The sequence below is a fragment of the Streptomyces sp. NPDC089919 genome (genome assembly GCF_040684615.1).
Taxonomy (GTDB): domain Bacteria; phylum Actinomycetota; class Actinomycetes; order Streptomycetales; family Streptomycetaceae; genus Streptomyces.
This window is the reverse complement of record NZ_JBFBGK010000098.1, coordinates 16,927-32,370: the sequence shown is the minus strand read 5'-3', so window position 1 is coordinate 32,370 and position 15,444 is coordinate 16,927. Positions and strand designations below refer to the sequence as shown.

The following is a 15,444-nucleotide window of genomic DNA, read 5'->3' as shown; positions in this document are numbered from 1 at the left end:
GGGGGGGGGCCCCCCGCGGGGGCGCCCTGCGGGGCGGCCGGCGCGGCGGGGCCGGGGGGGGCCGCGTCCGGGGCCCGCTGGCGGTCCTGGCCCGCCGCCTCGGCCCGGGGCCGGGCCGAGTCGGCCCGGGCGCCGGCCGCCTCGGCGAGGGTGGCGCGGGCGGTGCGCCAGTCGTCGAGGTCCAGGTGGATGCGGGCGGTGTCCAGCAGGGCGCTGCGCAGCAGCGCCGTGGCGCCCAGCTCCCGGGCGGCGCCGGCGGCCCGCGCCAGGTCGGCCAGCGCCTCCTGCGGACGGCCGGTCTGGGCGGCCACGGCCGCGGCGAAGATCGGCAGGAAGGCGTCGGCCTCGGCATAGCCGAGCCGCCGGGCGAGGTCGTGCGCCTGGGCGAGGCAGGCCCGGGCGCCGTCGTGGTCGTCGTGCAGGGCCAGCACCACCGCCAGCGGGCAGTTGAGCGTCAGCCGGACGGCCCGCCGGCCGGCCCCCTGCTCGGCCAGCAGCGCCTGGCAGCGGGCCACCGCCTCCGGCACCGGCTGCGGGCCGCGCCAGAGCGAGACGCCCAGCGCGCCGAGGGCCGCGGCCCGCTCGGGCTCGGCGTCGGCGCGTACCGCGTGCTCCAGCGCCCCGGCCAGCAGCCCCTCCGCCGAGCGGTGCCGGCCCTGCTCCTGGGCGCGCTGGGCCAGCCGCAGGCAGGCCCGGGCCTGGCCGAGGTCGTCGCCGGCCGCCGCGAAGACCGGCAGGGTGGCGCCGGCGGCCTCGGCCGGGGACTCCACCGGTCCGGCGGACCTGCCGACGGAGGCCAGCGCCAGCCGGGCGTGCGCGCCCTCCACGGCGTCCCCGCCGCCGTCCGCGGCCTCGGCCAGCACTTCCTCGAGCAGCGCCCGGCCTTCGGTGCCGCGCCCCAGGTCCAGCAGGGTCTGGCCGAGCCGGCGGCGGGTCGCGGTGCGGCCCGGCTCGCCCGCCGCGTAGCGGGCGCTGGCCCGGGACAGCACGTCGGCCGCCCAGACGGGGTCGGCGTGGGTCAGCGCGAGGCGGCCGGCCTCGGCGAGCGCGTCGGCGGCCCGCCGCCGCAGCCCGTCGGTGTGCGCGTCCTGGGCGCCCAGTTCGACCCGGTAGCGGTACGCCTGCTCCAGGTGGCCCCCGACCGCCGCGCTGCCGCGCCGGCGGACCGAGTCCAGCCGGGCGGCGCGTTCGTGCCGGTCGGCCCGGTCCTGCTTGGACTGGCTGGCGTAGACGACCTCCTGGATCAGGCCGCCGCCGAAGCGGAAGGCCGCACCGTCGGGCCGGATCAGGCGGTGCCGGACCAACCGGTGCAGTGTGGGCCGGAGTTCGGACCCGGTCCAGGTGGGAGCGGGCGCCCCGGCCAGCGCGGTCAGTTCGTCGGCGGTGAAGTCGCCGCCCAGGACCGACGCCAGGCCCAGGGCCCGGTGCTCGGGCGGGTCCAGGGCGTCGATCCGGGCGCCGATCAGGGCCTGGAGCGGGAGCGGGACGCTGTCCGCGTCGACCGGGACGCCCGCCACCAGCAACTGCTCCAGGTGCAGCGGGTTCCCGCCGACCCGGGCCAGGACCCGGGGTCCGAGCGGGTCGCCGGGCCCGGTGCCCGCGGTCAGTTCGGCCGCGAGGAGCTGCGCCTCGGCGTCGGAGAGTCCGCCCAGCGGCACGGCGTCCAGGGCCAGTTCGGGCCGTACGTCGAAGAGCGGGGGCCGGGTGAGCAGCAGGATCAGGACCGGCGCGTCGGTCAGTGCCCGCAGCAGCCGGTCCAGGGTGTCGAAGAGCGGCTGGGCGGCCCAGTGGCAGTCGTCGATCACCAGGACCACCGCTCCCCTCGCGGCGAGCCCGGCGAGGACCTTGGCGAGGGCGGCTTCGGTGTCGGCCGGCGAGGGGTGGGGCGTACCGGTGCGGAGCAGGCCGCCTCGGAGGAGGTCGAGTTCGGCGGCGGGCGCGGCGGGGCCGGTGGTGCGGAGCAGGTCGGCCACGGCGTCGGCGAGCGGCCCGAGGCTGGGCTGCTCGCCGCGGGCCCGGCAGCGCCCGACGCCGTGGCGCGGGCCGCCGGGGACAGCCGTGGTCCGCCGGAGCCATTCGCGCACCAGCCGGGTCTTGCCCTGGCCCGCCTCCCCGCCGATGACCATCCGCTCGGCCGTCCGGCTCCGCACGACGCGGTCCACCGTACGGTCGATCAGGTCGAGTTCGCGGGTGCGGCCGATGAAGGCGAGGTCGAAGCGGCGCAGCGCCTCCGGGCCGGCCTCCTCGTCCAGGCCGAGCAGCCGGTGCGCGGTGACCCGGTCGCGCTTGCCCTTGAGCAGCAGCGGCCCGGTGGGCGCGGTCCGGACCCCGGGGCCGGCGGCGGCCAGGGTGTCCGGGCCGATCAGGATCTCACCGGCGGCGGCGTTCTGTTCCAGGCGGGCGGCGATGTTGACCACCTCGCCGGAGACCATGGCCTGCCGCAGGGTCGCCGAACCCGTCACCGCCTGGCCGGTGTTGAGTCCGATGCGCATCTCCAGCCGGACCCCGACGCCCTGCTCCAACCGGTCGTTGAGCCCGGCCAGCGCCGCGCGCATGGCGAGGGCGGCGGCGACCGCCCGGCGGGCGTCGTCCTCCCCCACGGCCGGCACGCCGAAGACGGCCATCACGGCGTCCCCGATGAACTTCTCGACGGTGCCGCCCTGTTCCTCGATGAGCTGCCGCATCAGGTCGAACCAGCGCAGCGTCACCGAGCGCAGGGTCTCGGCGTCCAGTGCCCCGGAGAGCGCCGTGGAGCCCACCAGGTCGCAGAAGAGGACGGTCACCACCTTGCGGCCGGTGGTCTTGGCCGGGGCCGGACCGGTGGCGCACGGGCTGCCGCAGGACGGGCAGAAGCGTGCGCCGGGCGGCAGTGCGCTCCGGCACGAGGTGCAGGGCATGGTGGATTCCTCCGGTGGACGCGGGACCGCGGGGCGGCCGGGGGTCAGAAGAGTGCGCCGCCCGCCACGTCGGCGTGGGCCTGCACTTCGGGGGCGGCCGCGTCGAGCCGGCCCCTGATGTCGACGAGCAGCGCCAGCTCCTCGGGGGCGAGCGCCCGCAGTACCTCGTACTGCTCCTCGCTGAGGGCGTCGAGTTCGAAGCCGGCGGCGGCCAGCGCCTCCAGGGTGGGCTCGGACGGGGCGTCGTCCTGGGGCCGGGGGTGCGCGGTCACGGGTGTCCTCCGGGGTCGGTGGCGAGGGAGAGGAAGAGCCGGGTGAGCAGGTTCGCGGTGTGCAGCGCGCTGACCGAGACGGCCCGCTGCCGCTCCGGGGGCAGGGCGAGCTCGTCGAGCACCCGGTGCAGGTCGTCGAGGTGGCCGCCGTCCAGTTCGGCGTGCTCCCTCAGGGTGCGGAAGGCGCCGTCGGGGAGCCCGGTGGCCGCCGCGAGCCGGTCGGCGAGCCGCGGCCCGGGGGCGTTGCCCTCCAGGACCGCGATGTACCCGAGCAGGGCGACGGGGTGTTCGTGCTCGATCCGGTAGTACTGCGCCCCGGCGAGCTCGACGGCGACGGGGTGCGGCACGGCGGCCGGCCCGGCCCCGGCGACCGCCAGGTCCTCGAGCAGCCACAGGTCGTGGTCGCGCTCCTCCTCGGCGTGCCGGCCGTAGTACGCCCCGAGGTGCCGCGCGGCCGGGTCGGCCAGTCCTGCGCAGCGCTCGGCGGCCCGCTCCAGCAGCGGCACCGAGGCCCGCACCAGGGGATACATGGCCGCGAGGTAGCGCGGGTACCGCTCCCGGAGCCCGTCCGGCCGCCACAGGCGCGCGGTGGCGGCCCGCAGGGCGGTGGTGGTGGGCGCGAGTTTGGTCCGCAGGGCGAGCGAGGCGGTGACGGTCATCGGCGGCTCTCCAGAGGTGCGGGGGCCGACTCGACCAGGTGCGCGTAGCGGGCGCAGCCCATCCGGCTCACCAGGGCGGCGGGGCCGGCGGCGCGCTGCTGCTCCGCGCCCAGCCGGTCCAGGAGTTCACCGACCCGGCCGCCGGCCTCGCGGGCCGCACCGGCCAGGACCTCGGGGCGGTCGGCGAGCGCGTGGCAGCTGCGGCAGTAGCCGGCCGGGGCGGGCGAGGTGCCGTAGCGGGCGTGCAGCCTCCGGGGTCCGACGGCGCGCAGCATCCGCAGCACCGGGGAGGCCAGGGAGCGTTCCCGCACGGCCGCCCAGTCGTCCTCGGCGATGTGGCCCAGCCGCAGGTGCGCGGGCACCGGGCGGCGGTCCACCGTCCACTGGTTGCAGCAGGCGGCGACGGTCCCGTCGAAGGCCACCACCGGCCAGGCGGCGAGGGTGCAGGGCGCGGCCACCGAGCCGTCCGGCCCGTCCGGGGTCGGCCGGACCAGGCCGGTGGCGCGGCCGAGCGGCCGGATCTCGTTGACGAGCAGGGGCACCCGGCCGGCGAAGACGCGGCGGACCTCGGCGACCACGTCCGCGAGGTAGGGGTCCTCGGGTCCGGTGCCGGTGAGGTGGATGCTGGCGGGGACCCCGGCGTCGAGCACGGCCCGCAGGGCGCGCAGCACGTGCTCGCGGGGGACCTCGCGCTCGTGGTGGACGTCCAGGCTGGCCGAGAAGTGGTCGAGGGTCGTGATCGCCCGCATGATCCGGTCCGGGACGCGCCCGTCGCGGGCGAAGAACATGCCGCTGAGCAGGGCGGTGCGGGAGCCCGCGGCGCGGGCGAGGCCGGCCGCCCGGGCGGCCAGCTCCGGCAGGAGCAGCGGTTCGCCGCCGGTGAGCATGACCACCTCGGGGCGGTCCTCGGGGCCGAACGACCCCAGGAAGCGCAGCAGGTGCGCCGGGTCCGGCTCCTCGGAGGCCGCCATGGAGGAGTTCGTGGAGCAGTGCGCGCAGCTCATGGGGCAGCGCCGGGTGAGGGCCACCAGCAGGCCGCCGCAGGGGACCGGCCGCAGGCCGATGAGCTCCGCCAGTTCCACGTGTCCTCCTCCGTGCTCGTGTCGCGCGCTCGTGCGCGCGGATGATGCCCCGGATACTGCCCGGAGCCGGCCCGGTTCCGGTTCACGACCGCCTGGTGATCGGTACATCCGCAGGTCGGCGGGGGTGAACGGGGGCCGCCGGACGCGGAGTCGAGGCGCCGCTGGGGTCCGTACCGAGCCCCTGGGCTCGGGGTATACCGGCGTCGAACCGCCGGCCAGGCGTTCCCGTACCCGGGCTCCGTAGCTTTCTTCTCAGACGGCGCCACAACGACGCCGCCGACGAAGGAGAACAGCATGTCTGAGAACACCAAGCCGCAGACCGAGACCGAGGACATCGAGGTCGTCGCCCACGGTGAGGACGAGGAGGCCGAGGCCGGCTGCATCGTCAACCACTCCGCGGAGATGTGACAGCTCCTCACCGAGCCTGAGGCTCACCGAGCCTGATGCACCGCGCGGGCCCCTCGGCTCTGGCAGATCCTGCCCAGAGCCGGGGGCCCGCGGCCACCTCGGCACCGGAACCACCACGCCCACGGAGCGGCGCCCATGAAGATCCTCCTCTGCCCGCTCAGTGACGGCGGCTACCTCTATCCGGCGATCGCGGCCGGACTCGAACTCCGGCGCCGGGGCCATGACGTCAGCCTGCTGGGCCGGGCCACGGCCGCCCCCGTCGCCGCCGACGCCGCACTGCCCTTCGCCGTCGCCGAGGAGTACGGCGGCCACCGGGCCTTCTCCGCCACCTGGTGGGGACCCACCGGCGCCGCGCAGTACCGCGCGACCCTGCGCGCCGCCCGCGACAGCGGAGCCGACCTGCTGGTCACCTCCGTCCTGAGCAACGGCGCGCTGCTCGCCGCCGAGACCCTGGACATCCCGGTCGCCGTGATCGGCCTCTCGGTGCACCTGTGGAACTACCGGTCCGGCGGCGAGGACGAGCCGCCCCTGGGCCGGACCCGGCAGAGCCGTACCGACGACTGCCTGCGGATCCACCACGACCTGCGGGAGCAGACCGGACTGGCGGGGCGCGCCGCCCGCTGGGCGGACGAACCGCTGCTGGGCGACGCGCTGCTGCTGCGCGGGGATCCGGAGCTGGAGTACCCGGGCGCGCGCCTGCCCGAGCGGATCCACCACGTCGGCCCGCTGTCCTGGGAGCCGACGCCCGACCCGGCGGAGGTAGAGGCGATCACGGACCACCTGGCGCGCAACGGCAAGCCCGTGGTCTACGTCCACCTCGGCCGCTTCTTCGAGGGCAAGAGCCTGTGGCCCCGGCTCAACGAGGCCTTCACCGGCGGCCGCTTCCAGGCCGTGGTCGAACAGGGCCGCTCGACCGACCCGCGGCCGGACCCGGCCGCCGACGTCCTGCTGGTCCGCAAGCGCTGGATGGCGCCGCTGGTCGACCGCGCCGGCCTGGTGCTGAGCAACGGCACCTCCGCCCCCGTGCTGGCCGCGCTGCTGCGCGGCCGGCCCCTCGCGCTGTCCCCCAACGGCTCCGAGCAGCCCCTGCTCACCGGCGCCTGCCTGCGGGCCGGCGTGGCCGTGCACCTCCCGAACAACCCGGCCACGGCGGCCGGGGCGCTGCTGGAGTCCGCATGGCGCGACGACGCGCTCCGGGCGCGCGCGCAGCTGCTCGGCGGCCGGCTGGCCGCGGCGGACGGCGCGACCCGCGCGGCGGACCTCGTCGAGCGGGTGGCCGGGGCGGCCGCTCCCCCGGCCGGCGCCCGTGCCGCCGTCCCCGCCGGCGCGTCCGTTTCCCCGAAGGAGAACCATGAGTACGCGACCAGCCGGCCTCGATGAGGCCCTGACCAGCCTGTCGGCGGGCGCCCGGCGGTGGCTGGGGCTGCACGCCGCCTACCTCGACTCCCCGGCCGCACACACCGAACTGCCCACCACGCCACGGGTGAAGGCCCTGCTGCAGCTCGCGATGCTGCGGCGCTACTGGGAGCGGTGCGCCCCCGCGGACCCGGCCCTGGCCGAGGTGACCGCGGTGGTCGAACGCGTCTGGCAGAGCCCGGAGTTCACCCGGCTCCTCACCCTCGACCCCCGCTACGGACGTCAGTACGAGCTGATGTACGGGGCGCTGGCACCGACCGGGGTCACCACCGACGCGCCGCGCGCCGCCCTGGACCGGCTGGTCGCCGGCAGCTACCTGGCGCCGGGCCGCAAGGCGCCCTTCCTGCACCTGGAAGCCCGCTTCTACGCCGATCTCGCGGGCGTGCCGCACCGGTTCGCCCCGTACGAGGAGCTGTACGAGGCCAGTCCGCTGCCCCGCGCCGCCACCCTGCCGGTGGCGGACCTGGACGGCTGCCAGGTCGCGCACACCGTCCTCTACCTCAGCGACTTCGGCCTGCGCGAGCCCCGCCTCCCCGAGGAGGAGCGCCGGCGGGCACTGCGCGTGGTGGAGCGGCTGACGGACCACTGCGTGGTCCTGGACGACTGGGACGTGGCGGCGAAGCTGCTGCTGGCCCAGCACTGCCTGGGCGCCGACCCGCGGCGCACCTCCTCCGGCGCGGCCGCCCTGCGGATGCTCCTTGCGGCCCAGGCCCCCGACGGGGCGATCCCCGGACGCTCCGCCGCCGAACACGCCCGTGCGCACCCCACGCCGGTCGACTACTTCCGCAAGTCCTACAAAATCACCCTCGTCGTGGCCCTGATGGCGTTGATCGTCACCGGCGGCCGGCCCGAAGAGCCCGCCCTGACAGCGGCAACGGCCCATCAGGAGGCCCTGTGAGCATCGACCAAGCAGTGAGCATCGCCACCACCGTGGGCCTGCGCCCGGGCGCGAGCCCGGAAGGTGCCCCGCCGGTCGCGGACCCCGCGCCCCTGCCCTCCGGCGCCCGCCTCCTCAAGGGCGAGCAGAACTGGTGGTTCCTGGGCCCGGGCGGGGTGGCCAAGCTCAAGGACCGGCACGTCGACGCCGCCGGCGAGCTGCGCCCGGAGGCGCAGGAGTGGCTGGCCGACCGCGGGATGTTCCGGCGCAGCCCGATCCGCGCGTACTCGCTGACCGTCCTGACCAGCACCCACTGCAACCTGGGCTGCGGGTACTGCTTCCAGAACACCGCCCAGGACGAGGCGGGCGGCAGCCGGCCGCCGCGGATCGGCCGCAGCCGCCTCACCTCGCAGACCATCACCGACATCCTCGGCTTCACCGAGCGCCAGATGGCCGCCGTGGGCCTGGAGAAGCTGCGCATCCTGCTCTTCGGCGGGGAGCCGCTGCTCAACCCGCGCGGCTGCCTGGAGCTGCTGGAGCGGGCCGGGAAGCTGGCGCCGACCTCGGCCTGGATGATCTCCAACGCCACGCTGCTCACCCCGTCCCTGGCCCGCCGGCTCGCCGACCTGGGGCTGAACTCGGTCCAGGTCACCTTCGACGGGGACCGCCCCGACCACGACCGGATCCGGATCGGCCGGGCGGACGGCGGCGCGACCTACGACAAGATCGTCGGCAACATCGCCAAGGCCTCCGAGAACACCTCGATCCACTGGACGCTGCGGGTCAACGTCTCCCAGGAGACCTTCCACGGCGTGGACTCCCTGATCGACCGGCTCGCCGGCGAGCTGGACCCGTCCCGCTGCACGCTGTACTTCGCCCGCATCGGCGACGTGGGCGTCGGCTACTCCAACAGCCTGCTGCACACCGGCGAACTGCCGGCCGCCTTCACCCGCTGGCAGCGCCGCGCGCTCGACCTCGGCTTCACCGTCAGCCGTCCCGGCGCCGGCAAGAGCTGCGCCACCTGCGGCCACACCGACGGCCGCTACGGCGCGGTGGTGAGCGCCGACGGCACCCTGGCCAGCTGCTGGGAGACCGCGGGCAAGCCCGACTGGGAGGTCGGCACGGTCACCGAGGGCTACCTGCCGGCCGCCGAGACCGGCGAGCGCTGGATCGCCTGCCAGGACCTGTACCGCTACGACGAGGACGCGCGCACCCTCGCGCGGTTCCGCGACTCCGTCGACACGGCGCTGCTGGACTACCTGCACGAGACGGGGCGCCTGTAGCCATGTCCTCACCTCTGGAGCGGCTGGCCGCCGGTGCGCTGGCCTGGCTGGACGGGCACCTGGACCATTTCGACCCGTTCTCGGCGAGCGCCCGGACGGCGGCCTACGGCAAGGCCAAGGCGGCTCTCGAACTGGGGCTGCTCTGCCACTGCGCCGGCCGGCTGCCCGAGCCCCCGGAGGCGCTGGACGCGGCGGGCGCCCTGGTCCGCAAGCTCTGGCAGGACCCGGACTTCCCGGCCCTGTTCGACGAGGTGCCGTCGTACGCGGCCACCTACGGGCTGGTCTACGCCGCCCTGGCGCCCGAGGGGATCGACCGCACCCAGGTCCGGGCGGTCCTCGGCCGGCTCGGCCCGGCGCTCCTGTCGCCGCAGGGCAAGACCCCGTACCAGCGCATCGAGCTCCGCCACTACGCGGACAAGGCCGGGGTCGCGCACGGCGTCGAGCCGTACGCCGAGCTGCTGCCGCACAGCCCGCTGCTGGCCTTCCGCGCCGGCCCGGCGGACGGCCCGCCGCTGCCCCTCCCGCAGGCGTACGGCGTCACCCACGCCGCCTTCTACCTCGGCGACTTCGGCCGCACCGCCCCCGGGCTGGACGCGGCCGGTCTGGCGCACGCCCACGACCTGGTCGAGCGGATGCTGCGGCACGGCGTCGCGCACGAGGAGTGGGACCTGATCGCCGAGCTGGTCCTCACCCAGTTCATCCTGGGGAGGGATCCGCTGCGGACCCCCTCGGGGGCCGCGGCCGTGGCCTGCCTGGTACGGGCCCAGCGGCCGGACGGGGCGCTGCCGGGACGCTCGGCGGAGCTGGCCGCACAACCGGCCGCCCCCGGCGCCGAGTTCTTCGGCCGGGCGTACCACACGACCCTGGTCACCGCCCTCATGGCACTGGTCGTCGCCGCGCCGAGGCCGTCATGAGCCCGCGGCTGACCCTGATCAACCGCGACTACACCCGGCTCTGGTTCGGCCAGGCCGTCTCCTCCGTCGGGGACGCCGTCTTCAACACGACGCTGGTGCTGTGGGTGGCCACCGTGCTGGCCAAGGACCAGTCCTGGGCTCCGGTGGCGGTCAGCGGCATCGTGATGGCCTCCAGCGTCGCCGTGCTGGGCATCGGCCCGCTCGCCGGCGTGTTCGTGGACCGCTGGGACAAGCGCGCCACGATGCTGCGCTCGGAGGCGCTGCGCGGCGTGCTCGTGGCCGTGCTGACCGCGCTCACCTTCCTGCCGGCCGGCGCCCTGCCGACCGGGGCCTGGCTCGCCCTGGTGTACGTGACCGTGCTGCTGCTCAACGCCGCCGGCCAGTTCTTCTCCCCCGCGCGCTTCGCCGTCCTCGCGGACCTGGTGACCGGGGACGCGGACCGGGCCCGGGCGGCCGGCATCGCGCAGGCCACCGGCGAGACGGCCTGGATCATCGGGCCGCCGCTCGCCGCGCCCCTCCTCTTCACCGCCGGACTCCAATGGGCGCTGCTGCTCAACGGCCTGTCCTACGCGGTCTCCTACCTCGCGATCCGGTCCATCAGGGCGACGGGCACGCCGTCCGGCGCCGTCCGGCCGGCCGCCGCGCCGCGCGAACGGACCGGCGTGCGGCGCGAGTTCATGGACGGGCTGCGCTTCTTCGCGGGCAGCAGGTTCCTGGTCGCGCTGCTGCTGCTCGCCGTCATCGGCCAGTTCGGGGTCGGCGCGCTGGGCACCCTCAACATCTTCTTCGCCACCGACAACCTCCATGCGGACGCCCGGCTCTACGGCTACCTCGGCATGGCCATGGGCGCCGGCGGCATCGCCGGGGCGCTGGCCGGCGGCCGGGTGGTGCAGTGGCTGGGCGCCCGCCGGGCCACCTGGATCAGCCTGCTGGTCAGCGGCGTCCTGCTGGTCGCCTACTCCCGGCAGACCGGCTTCCTGGGCGGCGTCGCCCTGCTGTTCGTGTTCACCGTGCCGCTCACGCTGCTCAACACCGCGATGTCACCGCTGCTGCTGGCGGCCGCCCCGCCGGACTACCGGGGCCGGGTGATGGCCGTGTTCTACCCGGTCACCCGGCTCGCGTCGATGCTCTCGGCGGTGCTGTCCGGCTGGCTCGCCGGATCGGTCCTGCGGGGCATGGGCGGCTCGGTCGCCGGCTTCCGCTTCGGCCCGGTCGACACGATCATCGCCGTCTCGGGGCTGGTGGTCCTGCTGGCCGGCTTCTTCGCGATGGCCGCCCTGCCGGGCACGCCGGACGACCGGGAGGCCGCCGAGGACGTCGCCGACCCCCCGGCTCCCCATGATCCCACGGCGCCCCTCGATGCTCCGCCGCCACCTGATGCTCCGGCGCCCATTGATTCCCCGTCCAAGACCCGTCCGTTGGCGCGCTGACCCCGGACGCCCCACAGGAATGAGTACGCACATGCCCGAGACCGAGCAGCCGCAGCCCGAGGAGGGGGCGGACCTCGAGGTCGTCGCCCACCAGGACGACGAGGAACAGGCCGCCGCCTGCTGCATCATCAACTGGTCCAACGAGCTCTGACCGACCGGCCGATGAGAGAGCAACGAGTGACCACGCAGCCCCGCCGCTACCCGCACGCGGACCGGGCGGAGGTCGTCGAGGAGCTGCACGGGCTGCGCGTGGCCGACCCGTACCGCGCCCTGGAGGACGCCGCCGACGACGCGACGGTCCGCTGGGGCGCCGAGCAGGACGCGCTCTACGACGCGGAGCGGGCGACCTGGACGGACCTGGCCGACTGGCAGGCCGAGGTGGCGGCGATCGACGCCGTCGAGCGGGTCCGGTCCCCCGAGGTCCGCGGCGACCGGACCTTCTGGCTGCGGCAGGACGCCGGCCAGGAGCACCCGGTGCTGATGGTGGCGGAGGCCGGGGCGGACCCGGCGGGCCGGGTCCTGCTGGACCCCGTCGCCCTCGACCCGTCCGGCCGCACGGTCCTCGACTCCTGGCACCCCTCGGTGGAAGGCGACCTGCTGGCCGTCCAGGTGTCCCGCAACGGCACCGAGGACTCGGAGCTCCGGGTGCTCGACGTGGCCACCGGGGCGGTCGTCGACGGCCCGGTGGACCGGGTGCGCAGGTCGTCCATCGGCTGGCTGCCCGGCGGCACGGCCTTCTACTACGTCCGCACCCTCGACCCCCGGCTGCACCCCGGCGAGGAGCGCTACCACCGCCGGGTCTGGCTGCACCGGGTCGGCTCCGACCCGGCCACCGACGCCCTCGTCTTCGGCGAGGGCCGGGACCGGACGCAGTTCTACAGCCTCTCGGTGACCGCCGACGGCCGCTGGCTGGCCATCACGGCCACCCTCGGCACCGGCCGCGGCACCGACCTCTACCTGGCCGACCTGACCGCGGGCCCCCTCGAACGCCCCGAGCTGCGGCCGGTCCAGGAGGGCCGGGGGGCCGCCACCCGGCTGCACGCGGTACCCGGCACCGGGCCGCGGGACCTGGTGTGGCTGCGCACCGACCGCGACGCCGCCCGCGGCCGCGTCATGGCCTGTCGGCCGGCCGAGCTGCACCGGGGGCCCGAGGCCTGGCGGGAGGTGGTCCCCGAGCGGCCCGACGCGGTGCTCAGCCACTTCGTGGTGCTCTCCGGCCCGGAGCTGGGGCACCCGCTGGGGCTGGCCGCCTGGACCCGGAACACCGTGGCCGAGGTGACCGTGCACGACCTGGTGGAGGGCCGGCAGGTGGGCACGGTCCCGCTGCCCGGCACCGGCGCGGTCGGCGACTTCTCGGCCGGGGCACCCGGCGGCCACGAGGCGTACTTCGTCTACACCGACTTCGTCACGCCCCCCAAGGTGCTCCGCTTCGACGCCCGCACGGGGCTGGCCACGCGCTGGGAGCGCAACGCCCCCGACGCTCCGGAGATCGGCGGCGCCGTCACCCGCCAGGTCGCCTTCCCCTCCCGGGACGGCACCACGGTGCGGATGTTCGTGATCTCCCCCACCGGGAGTCCGGACCTGCCCCGCCCCGCGCTGCTCACCGGCTACGGCGGCTTCGGCCGGACCATGTCGCCCCGGTACCGCGCCCAGGTGCTGGCCTGGGTCCGGGCCGGCGGGGTCTTCGCCTGGGCCGGTCTGCGCGGCGGCGGCGAGGAGGGCGAGGCCTGGCACCGGGCGGGCAGCGGGCGGAACAAGCAGAACAGCTTCGACGACTTCGCCGCGGCCGGCGACGCGCTGCTCGCGCAGGGCTGGACCGAGCCCGGGCGCCTGGCGATCATGGGCGGCTCCAACGGCGGGCTGCTGGTGGGCGCCGCCCTCACCCAGCAGCCGGAGAAGTACGCCGGGGTGGTGTGCTCGGCGCCGCTGCTGGACATGGTCCGCTACGAGCACTCCGGCCTGGGGCCCAGCTGGACGCCCGAGTACGGCAGCGCGCAGGATCCGGAGCTGCTGGCGACGCTGTTCGGCTACTCCCCCTACCACCGGGTCACGCCCGGGACCGCCTATCCGGCGGTGCTGCTGGTCGCCGCGGACGGGGACACCCGGACCGATCCGCTGCACGCCCGCAAGATGTGCGCCGCGCTCCAGCACGCCTCGGCCGGTACCGGTCCGGTGCTGCTGCGGCTGGAGCGCGGGGTCGGCCACGGCGACCGGTCCGCGTCCCGCGCGGTGGCCCTGCAGGCCGAGTGCCTGGCGTTCCTGGCGGGGCGGGTGGGGCTGCCGGCCCCGCGGCGGTCCGGTCCGGCGCGGCCCTGACGCGCCGGTGCCGCCCGATGCAGGGGGGCGGCACCGGCGTCCGGGGCGCTCAGCCGGGGGTCAGCACCGGGGTTCCCAGCCCGCACGCCCGTGCATACAGCCTTATCAGGTGCGGGAGTTCGTACTGCGCCGCGTGCGCCGTGACCTCGCCGCAGGGCGAGGCCACCATCCCGGCGTCGATCAGCGCCTCCACCACCCGTACGGCGTGCCGCTCGTCGCAGCCCAGGGCCTCGGCGGCCTCGGCCAGGCCGAAGGGCCCCTCGCCGGTCCCCGCGGCCAGCCGCTCCGCGTCCCGGCCCCAGTCGGGCGGCAGGGCGTCCCAGCCCTGGGCCAGCCACCTGCGCACGGACACGTCGCCAGAGGTCAGTTCGTCCAGCGCCCCGGCGGGGTCGGCGAGCCGGTCCGCGAACTCCCACAGCGGTACGTGCCGCAGGACCGCCAGCCGCATCCCGCTGACCCGGACCGCCAGCGGCGATCCGCCGCAGGCCCGCACGATGCGCAGGGCCGCCTCCCGGTCGGCCCGCACCCGGGCCTGGCCGACGAGCCCGCCGAGCAGCTGCATCGACTCGGCGGTGCCCAGCGGCGCCACGGAGACGCGGTGCACGGGTGCCAGGCCGCCCAGTTGGCCGCGGGCGGTGAGCAGCACCCGGCCCCGGCCCCCGCACGGCAGCAGCGGCCGCACGGCGCGCTCGTCGGGTACGTCGTCCAGGACCACCAGCACCCGGTGCGCCGCCAGCCAGTCCCGCCAGGCCTCGGGCCCGGACAGCCCGCTGCGGCCGGTCCGTTCGGCGAGCTCCGCGAGCACCGCCGGCAGCGGCCGGGTCCGGCCCTCGGCGTCCCGCAGGGAGACGCAGAGCCGCCCGTCGGGGAACCGGTCGCCGAGCAGGTGGGCGGCGCGCACCGCCAGTGTGGTCTTCCCGGCCCCGGCGGGGCCCGACAGGAGCACGATGCGGCCGGCCGCGTCCTCCTCCAAGAGGGCGGTGAGCCGGCTCAGTTCCTCGCCGTGCCCGGTGAAGTCGACCAGGTCGGGCGGCAGGACCACGCGCGGCCGCGGGGCCGGCTTCCGGGCGGCCGGGCCGGCCCCGGTGCGGTCCTCGCCCGCGAGGATCGTCCGGTACCGGGCCGCCATGGCGCCGCCCGGCTCCAGGCCCAGTTCCCGGGCGAGGAGCTGGCGGTAGTCGTCGTACGCCGCCAGCGCCTCGGCCTGCCGGCCGGAGCCGGCCAGGGCGCGCATCCACGCGGAGCGCAGCCGCTCCCGCAGCGGGTGCCGCTCCACCAGGTCGCGCAGCCCCTCGGCCACCGCGGAGGCGCCGCCCAGCTCCAGCTCCGCCTCCGCCCAGCTCTCGTAGGCCGTCAGGTGGCGCAGCTCCAGCCGTTCGGCCTCCTCGGCCAGCCGGGGCGACTGCCGCAGGTCGTCGCCGAGCGGCGGCCCCTGCCACAGGTCCAGGGCCTGGCGCAGCAGCCGGGCGGCCGGACCGGGCTCCTGGCCCTCGGCGGCCCGTACCAGGGCGCGGAAGCGCAGCAGGTCCAGCTCGTCCTCGGCCACCCGCAGCAGGTAGCCGCCGCCGGTGTGGGTGAGCCGGGGCCGGTCCCGGTCCTCGTCCGCGAGCAGGGTGCGCAGGGCGCTGACGTACACCTGGAGGTTCTTGCGGGCGGTGCGCGGCGGCTCCTCCTGCCAGACCGCGTCGGTCAACGCGTCGACGGGGACCGGGGTGTTGGCGGAGCCGAGCAGGGTGGCGAGCACGACCCGCTGCTTCAAGGGGCCCAGCGGCAGCGGCCGGTCGTCCCGGTGCACCGCGAGCGGGCCGAGGGCGGAGAACCTGAGCGTGCCGGCTGACCCGGCGGGCTGCGCGAACGGCGGCATGGTGCGAACCTCCGTAGGGGTGGCGG

Annotated in this window: 11 protein-coding genes; 6 read left to right on the top strand and 5 right to left on the bottom strand. The window is 76.5% G+C overall.

The genetic code is table 11. From position 1 onward, the window contains the following. From AB0O40_RS29900 to AB0O40_RS29885, 4 genes are all read right to left on the bottom strand, one after another. On the bottom strand, positions 1-2,897 hold a 2,897-nt coding region (locus AB0O40_RS29900), incomplete at its 3' end, for an adenylate/guanylate cyclase domain-containing protein (RefSeq protein ID WP_365048191.1). Positions 2,898-2,941: 44 nt separating this feature from the next. Further along, positions 2,942-3,121 (bottom strand): aroma-sacti cluster domain-containing protein, encoded by a 180-nt coding sequence (locus AB0O40_RS29895; protein ID WP_365048197.1) that lies wholly within the window; start codon positions 3,119-3,121, stop codon positions 2,942-2,944. 44 nt (positions 3,122-3,165) lie between these two features. Further along, positions 3,166-3,828, bottom strand: a complete 663-nt coding sequence (locus AB0O40_RS29890; protein WP_365048190.1) for an iron-containing redox enzyme family protein — start codon at positions 3,826-3,828, stop codon at positions 3,166-3,168. Then, the gene (locus AB0O40_RS29885; RefSeq protein WP_365048188.1) at positions 3,825-4,910 is read right to left on the bottom strand and encodes a radical SAM protein; all 1,086 of its coding nucleotides are present in this window, start codon (positions 4,908-4,910) and stop codon (positions 3,825-3,827) included. Before AB0O40_RS29885 ends, AB0O40_RS29890 begins: the two co-directional genes overlap by 4 nt. Before the next feature lie 543 nt (positions 4,911-5,453). On the opposite strand from AB0O40_RS29885, the gene AB0O40_RS29880 reads away from it, so the two are divergent. The 6 genes from AB0O40_RS29880 (at position 5,454) to AB0O40_RS29855 (ending at position 13,554) form a co-directional block, all read left to right on the top strand. Then, positions 5,454-6,698, top strand: coding sequence for a glycosyltransferase (locus AB0O40_RS29880; RefSeq protein ID WP_365048186.1), 1,245 nt, complete (start codon positions 5,454-5,456; stop codon positions 6,696-6,698). Beyond that, the gene (locus tag AB0O40_RS29875) at positions 6,670-7,632 is read left to right on the top strand and encodes a hypothetical protein (RefSeq protein ID WP_365048185.1); all 963 of its coding nucleotides are present in this window, start codon (positions 6,670-6,672) and stop codon (positions 7,630-7,632) included. The genes AB0O40_RS29880 and AB0O40_RS29875 overlap by 29 nt, the downstream gene beginning before the upstream one ends. 38 nt (positions 7,633-7,670) lie before the next feature. Then, the gene (locus AB0O40_RS29870; protein ID WP_365048195.1) at positions 7,671-8,894 is read left to right on the top strand and encodes a radical SAM protein; all 1,224 of its coding nucleotides are present in this window, start codon (positions 7,671-7,673) and stop codon (positions 8,892-8,894) included. Between the two features lie 2 nt (positions 8,895-8,896). Beyond that, on the top strand, positions 8,897-9,808 hold the full coding sequence (locus tag AB0O40_RS29865) for a hypothetical protein (RefSeq protein ID WP_365048183.1): 912 nt from the start codon (positions 8,897-8,899) through the stop codon (positions 9,806-9,808). Next, a complete protein-coding gene (locus AB0O40_RS29860) occupies positions 9,805-11,238 on the top strand; it encodes an MFS transporter (RefSeq protein ID WP_365048181.1) in 1,434 nt (477 codons plus the stop codon). The genes AB0O40_RS29865 and AB0O40_RS29860 overlap by 4 nt, the downstream gene beginning before the upstream one ends. Before the next feature lie 162 nt (positions 11,239-11,400). Beyond that, on the top strand, positions 11,401-13,554 hold the full coding sequence (locus AB0O40_RS29855; protein WP_365048180.1) for a prolyl oligopeptidase family serine peptidase: 2,154 nt from the start codon (positions 11,401-11,403) through the stop codon (positions 13,552-13,554). Positions 13,555-13,603: 49 nt separating this feature from the next. Here AB0O40_RS29855 and AB0O40_RS29850 read toward each other — a convergent pair whose 3' ends face one another. Next, positions 13,604-15,418 carry a BTAD domain-containing putative transcriptional regulator gene (locus AB0O40_RS29850; protein WP_365048178.1) on the bottom strand — a complete coding sequence of 605 codons (1,815 nt, stop codon included), beginning with the start codon at positions 15,416-15,418 and terminating at the stop codon, positions 13,604-13,606. Positions 15,419-15,444: the final 26 nt, after the last annotated feature.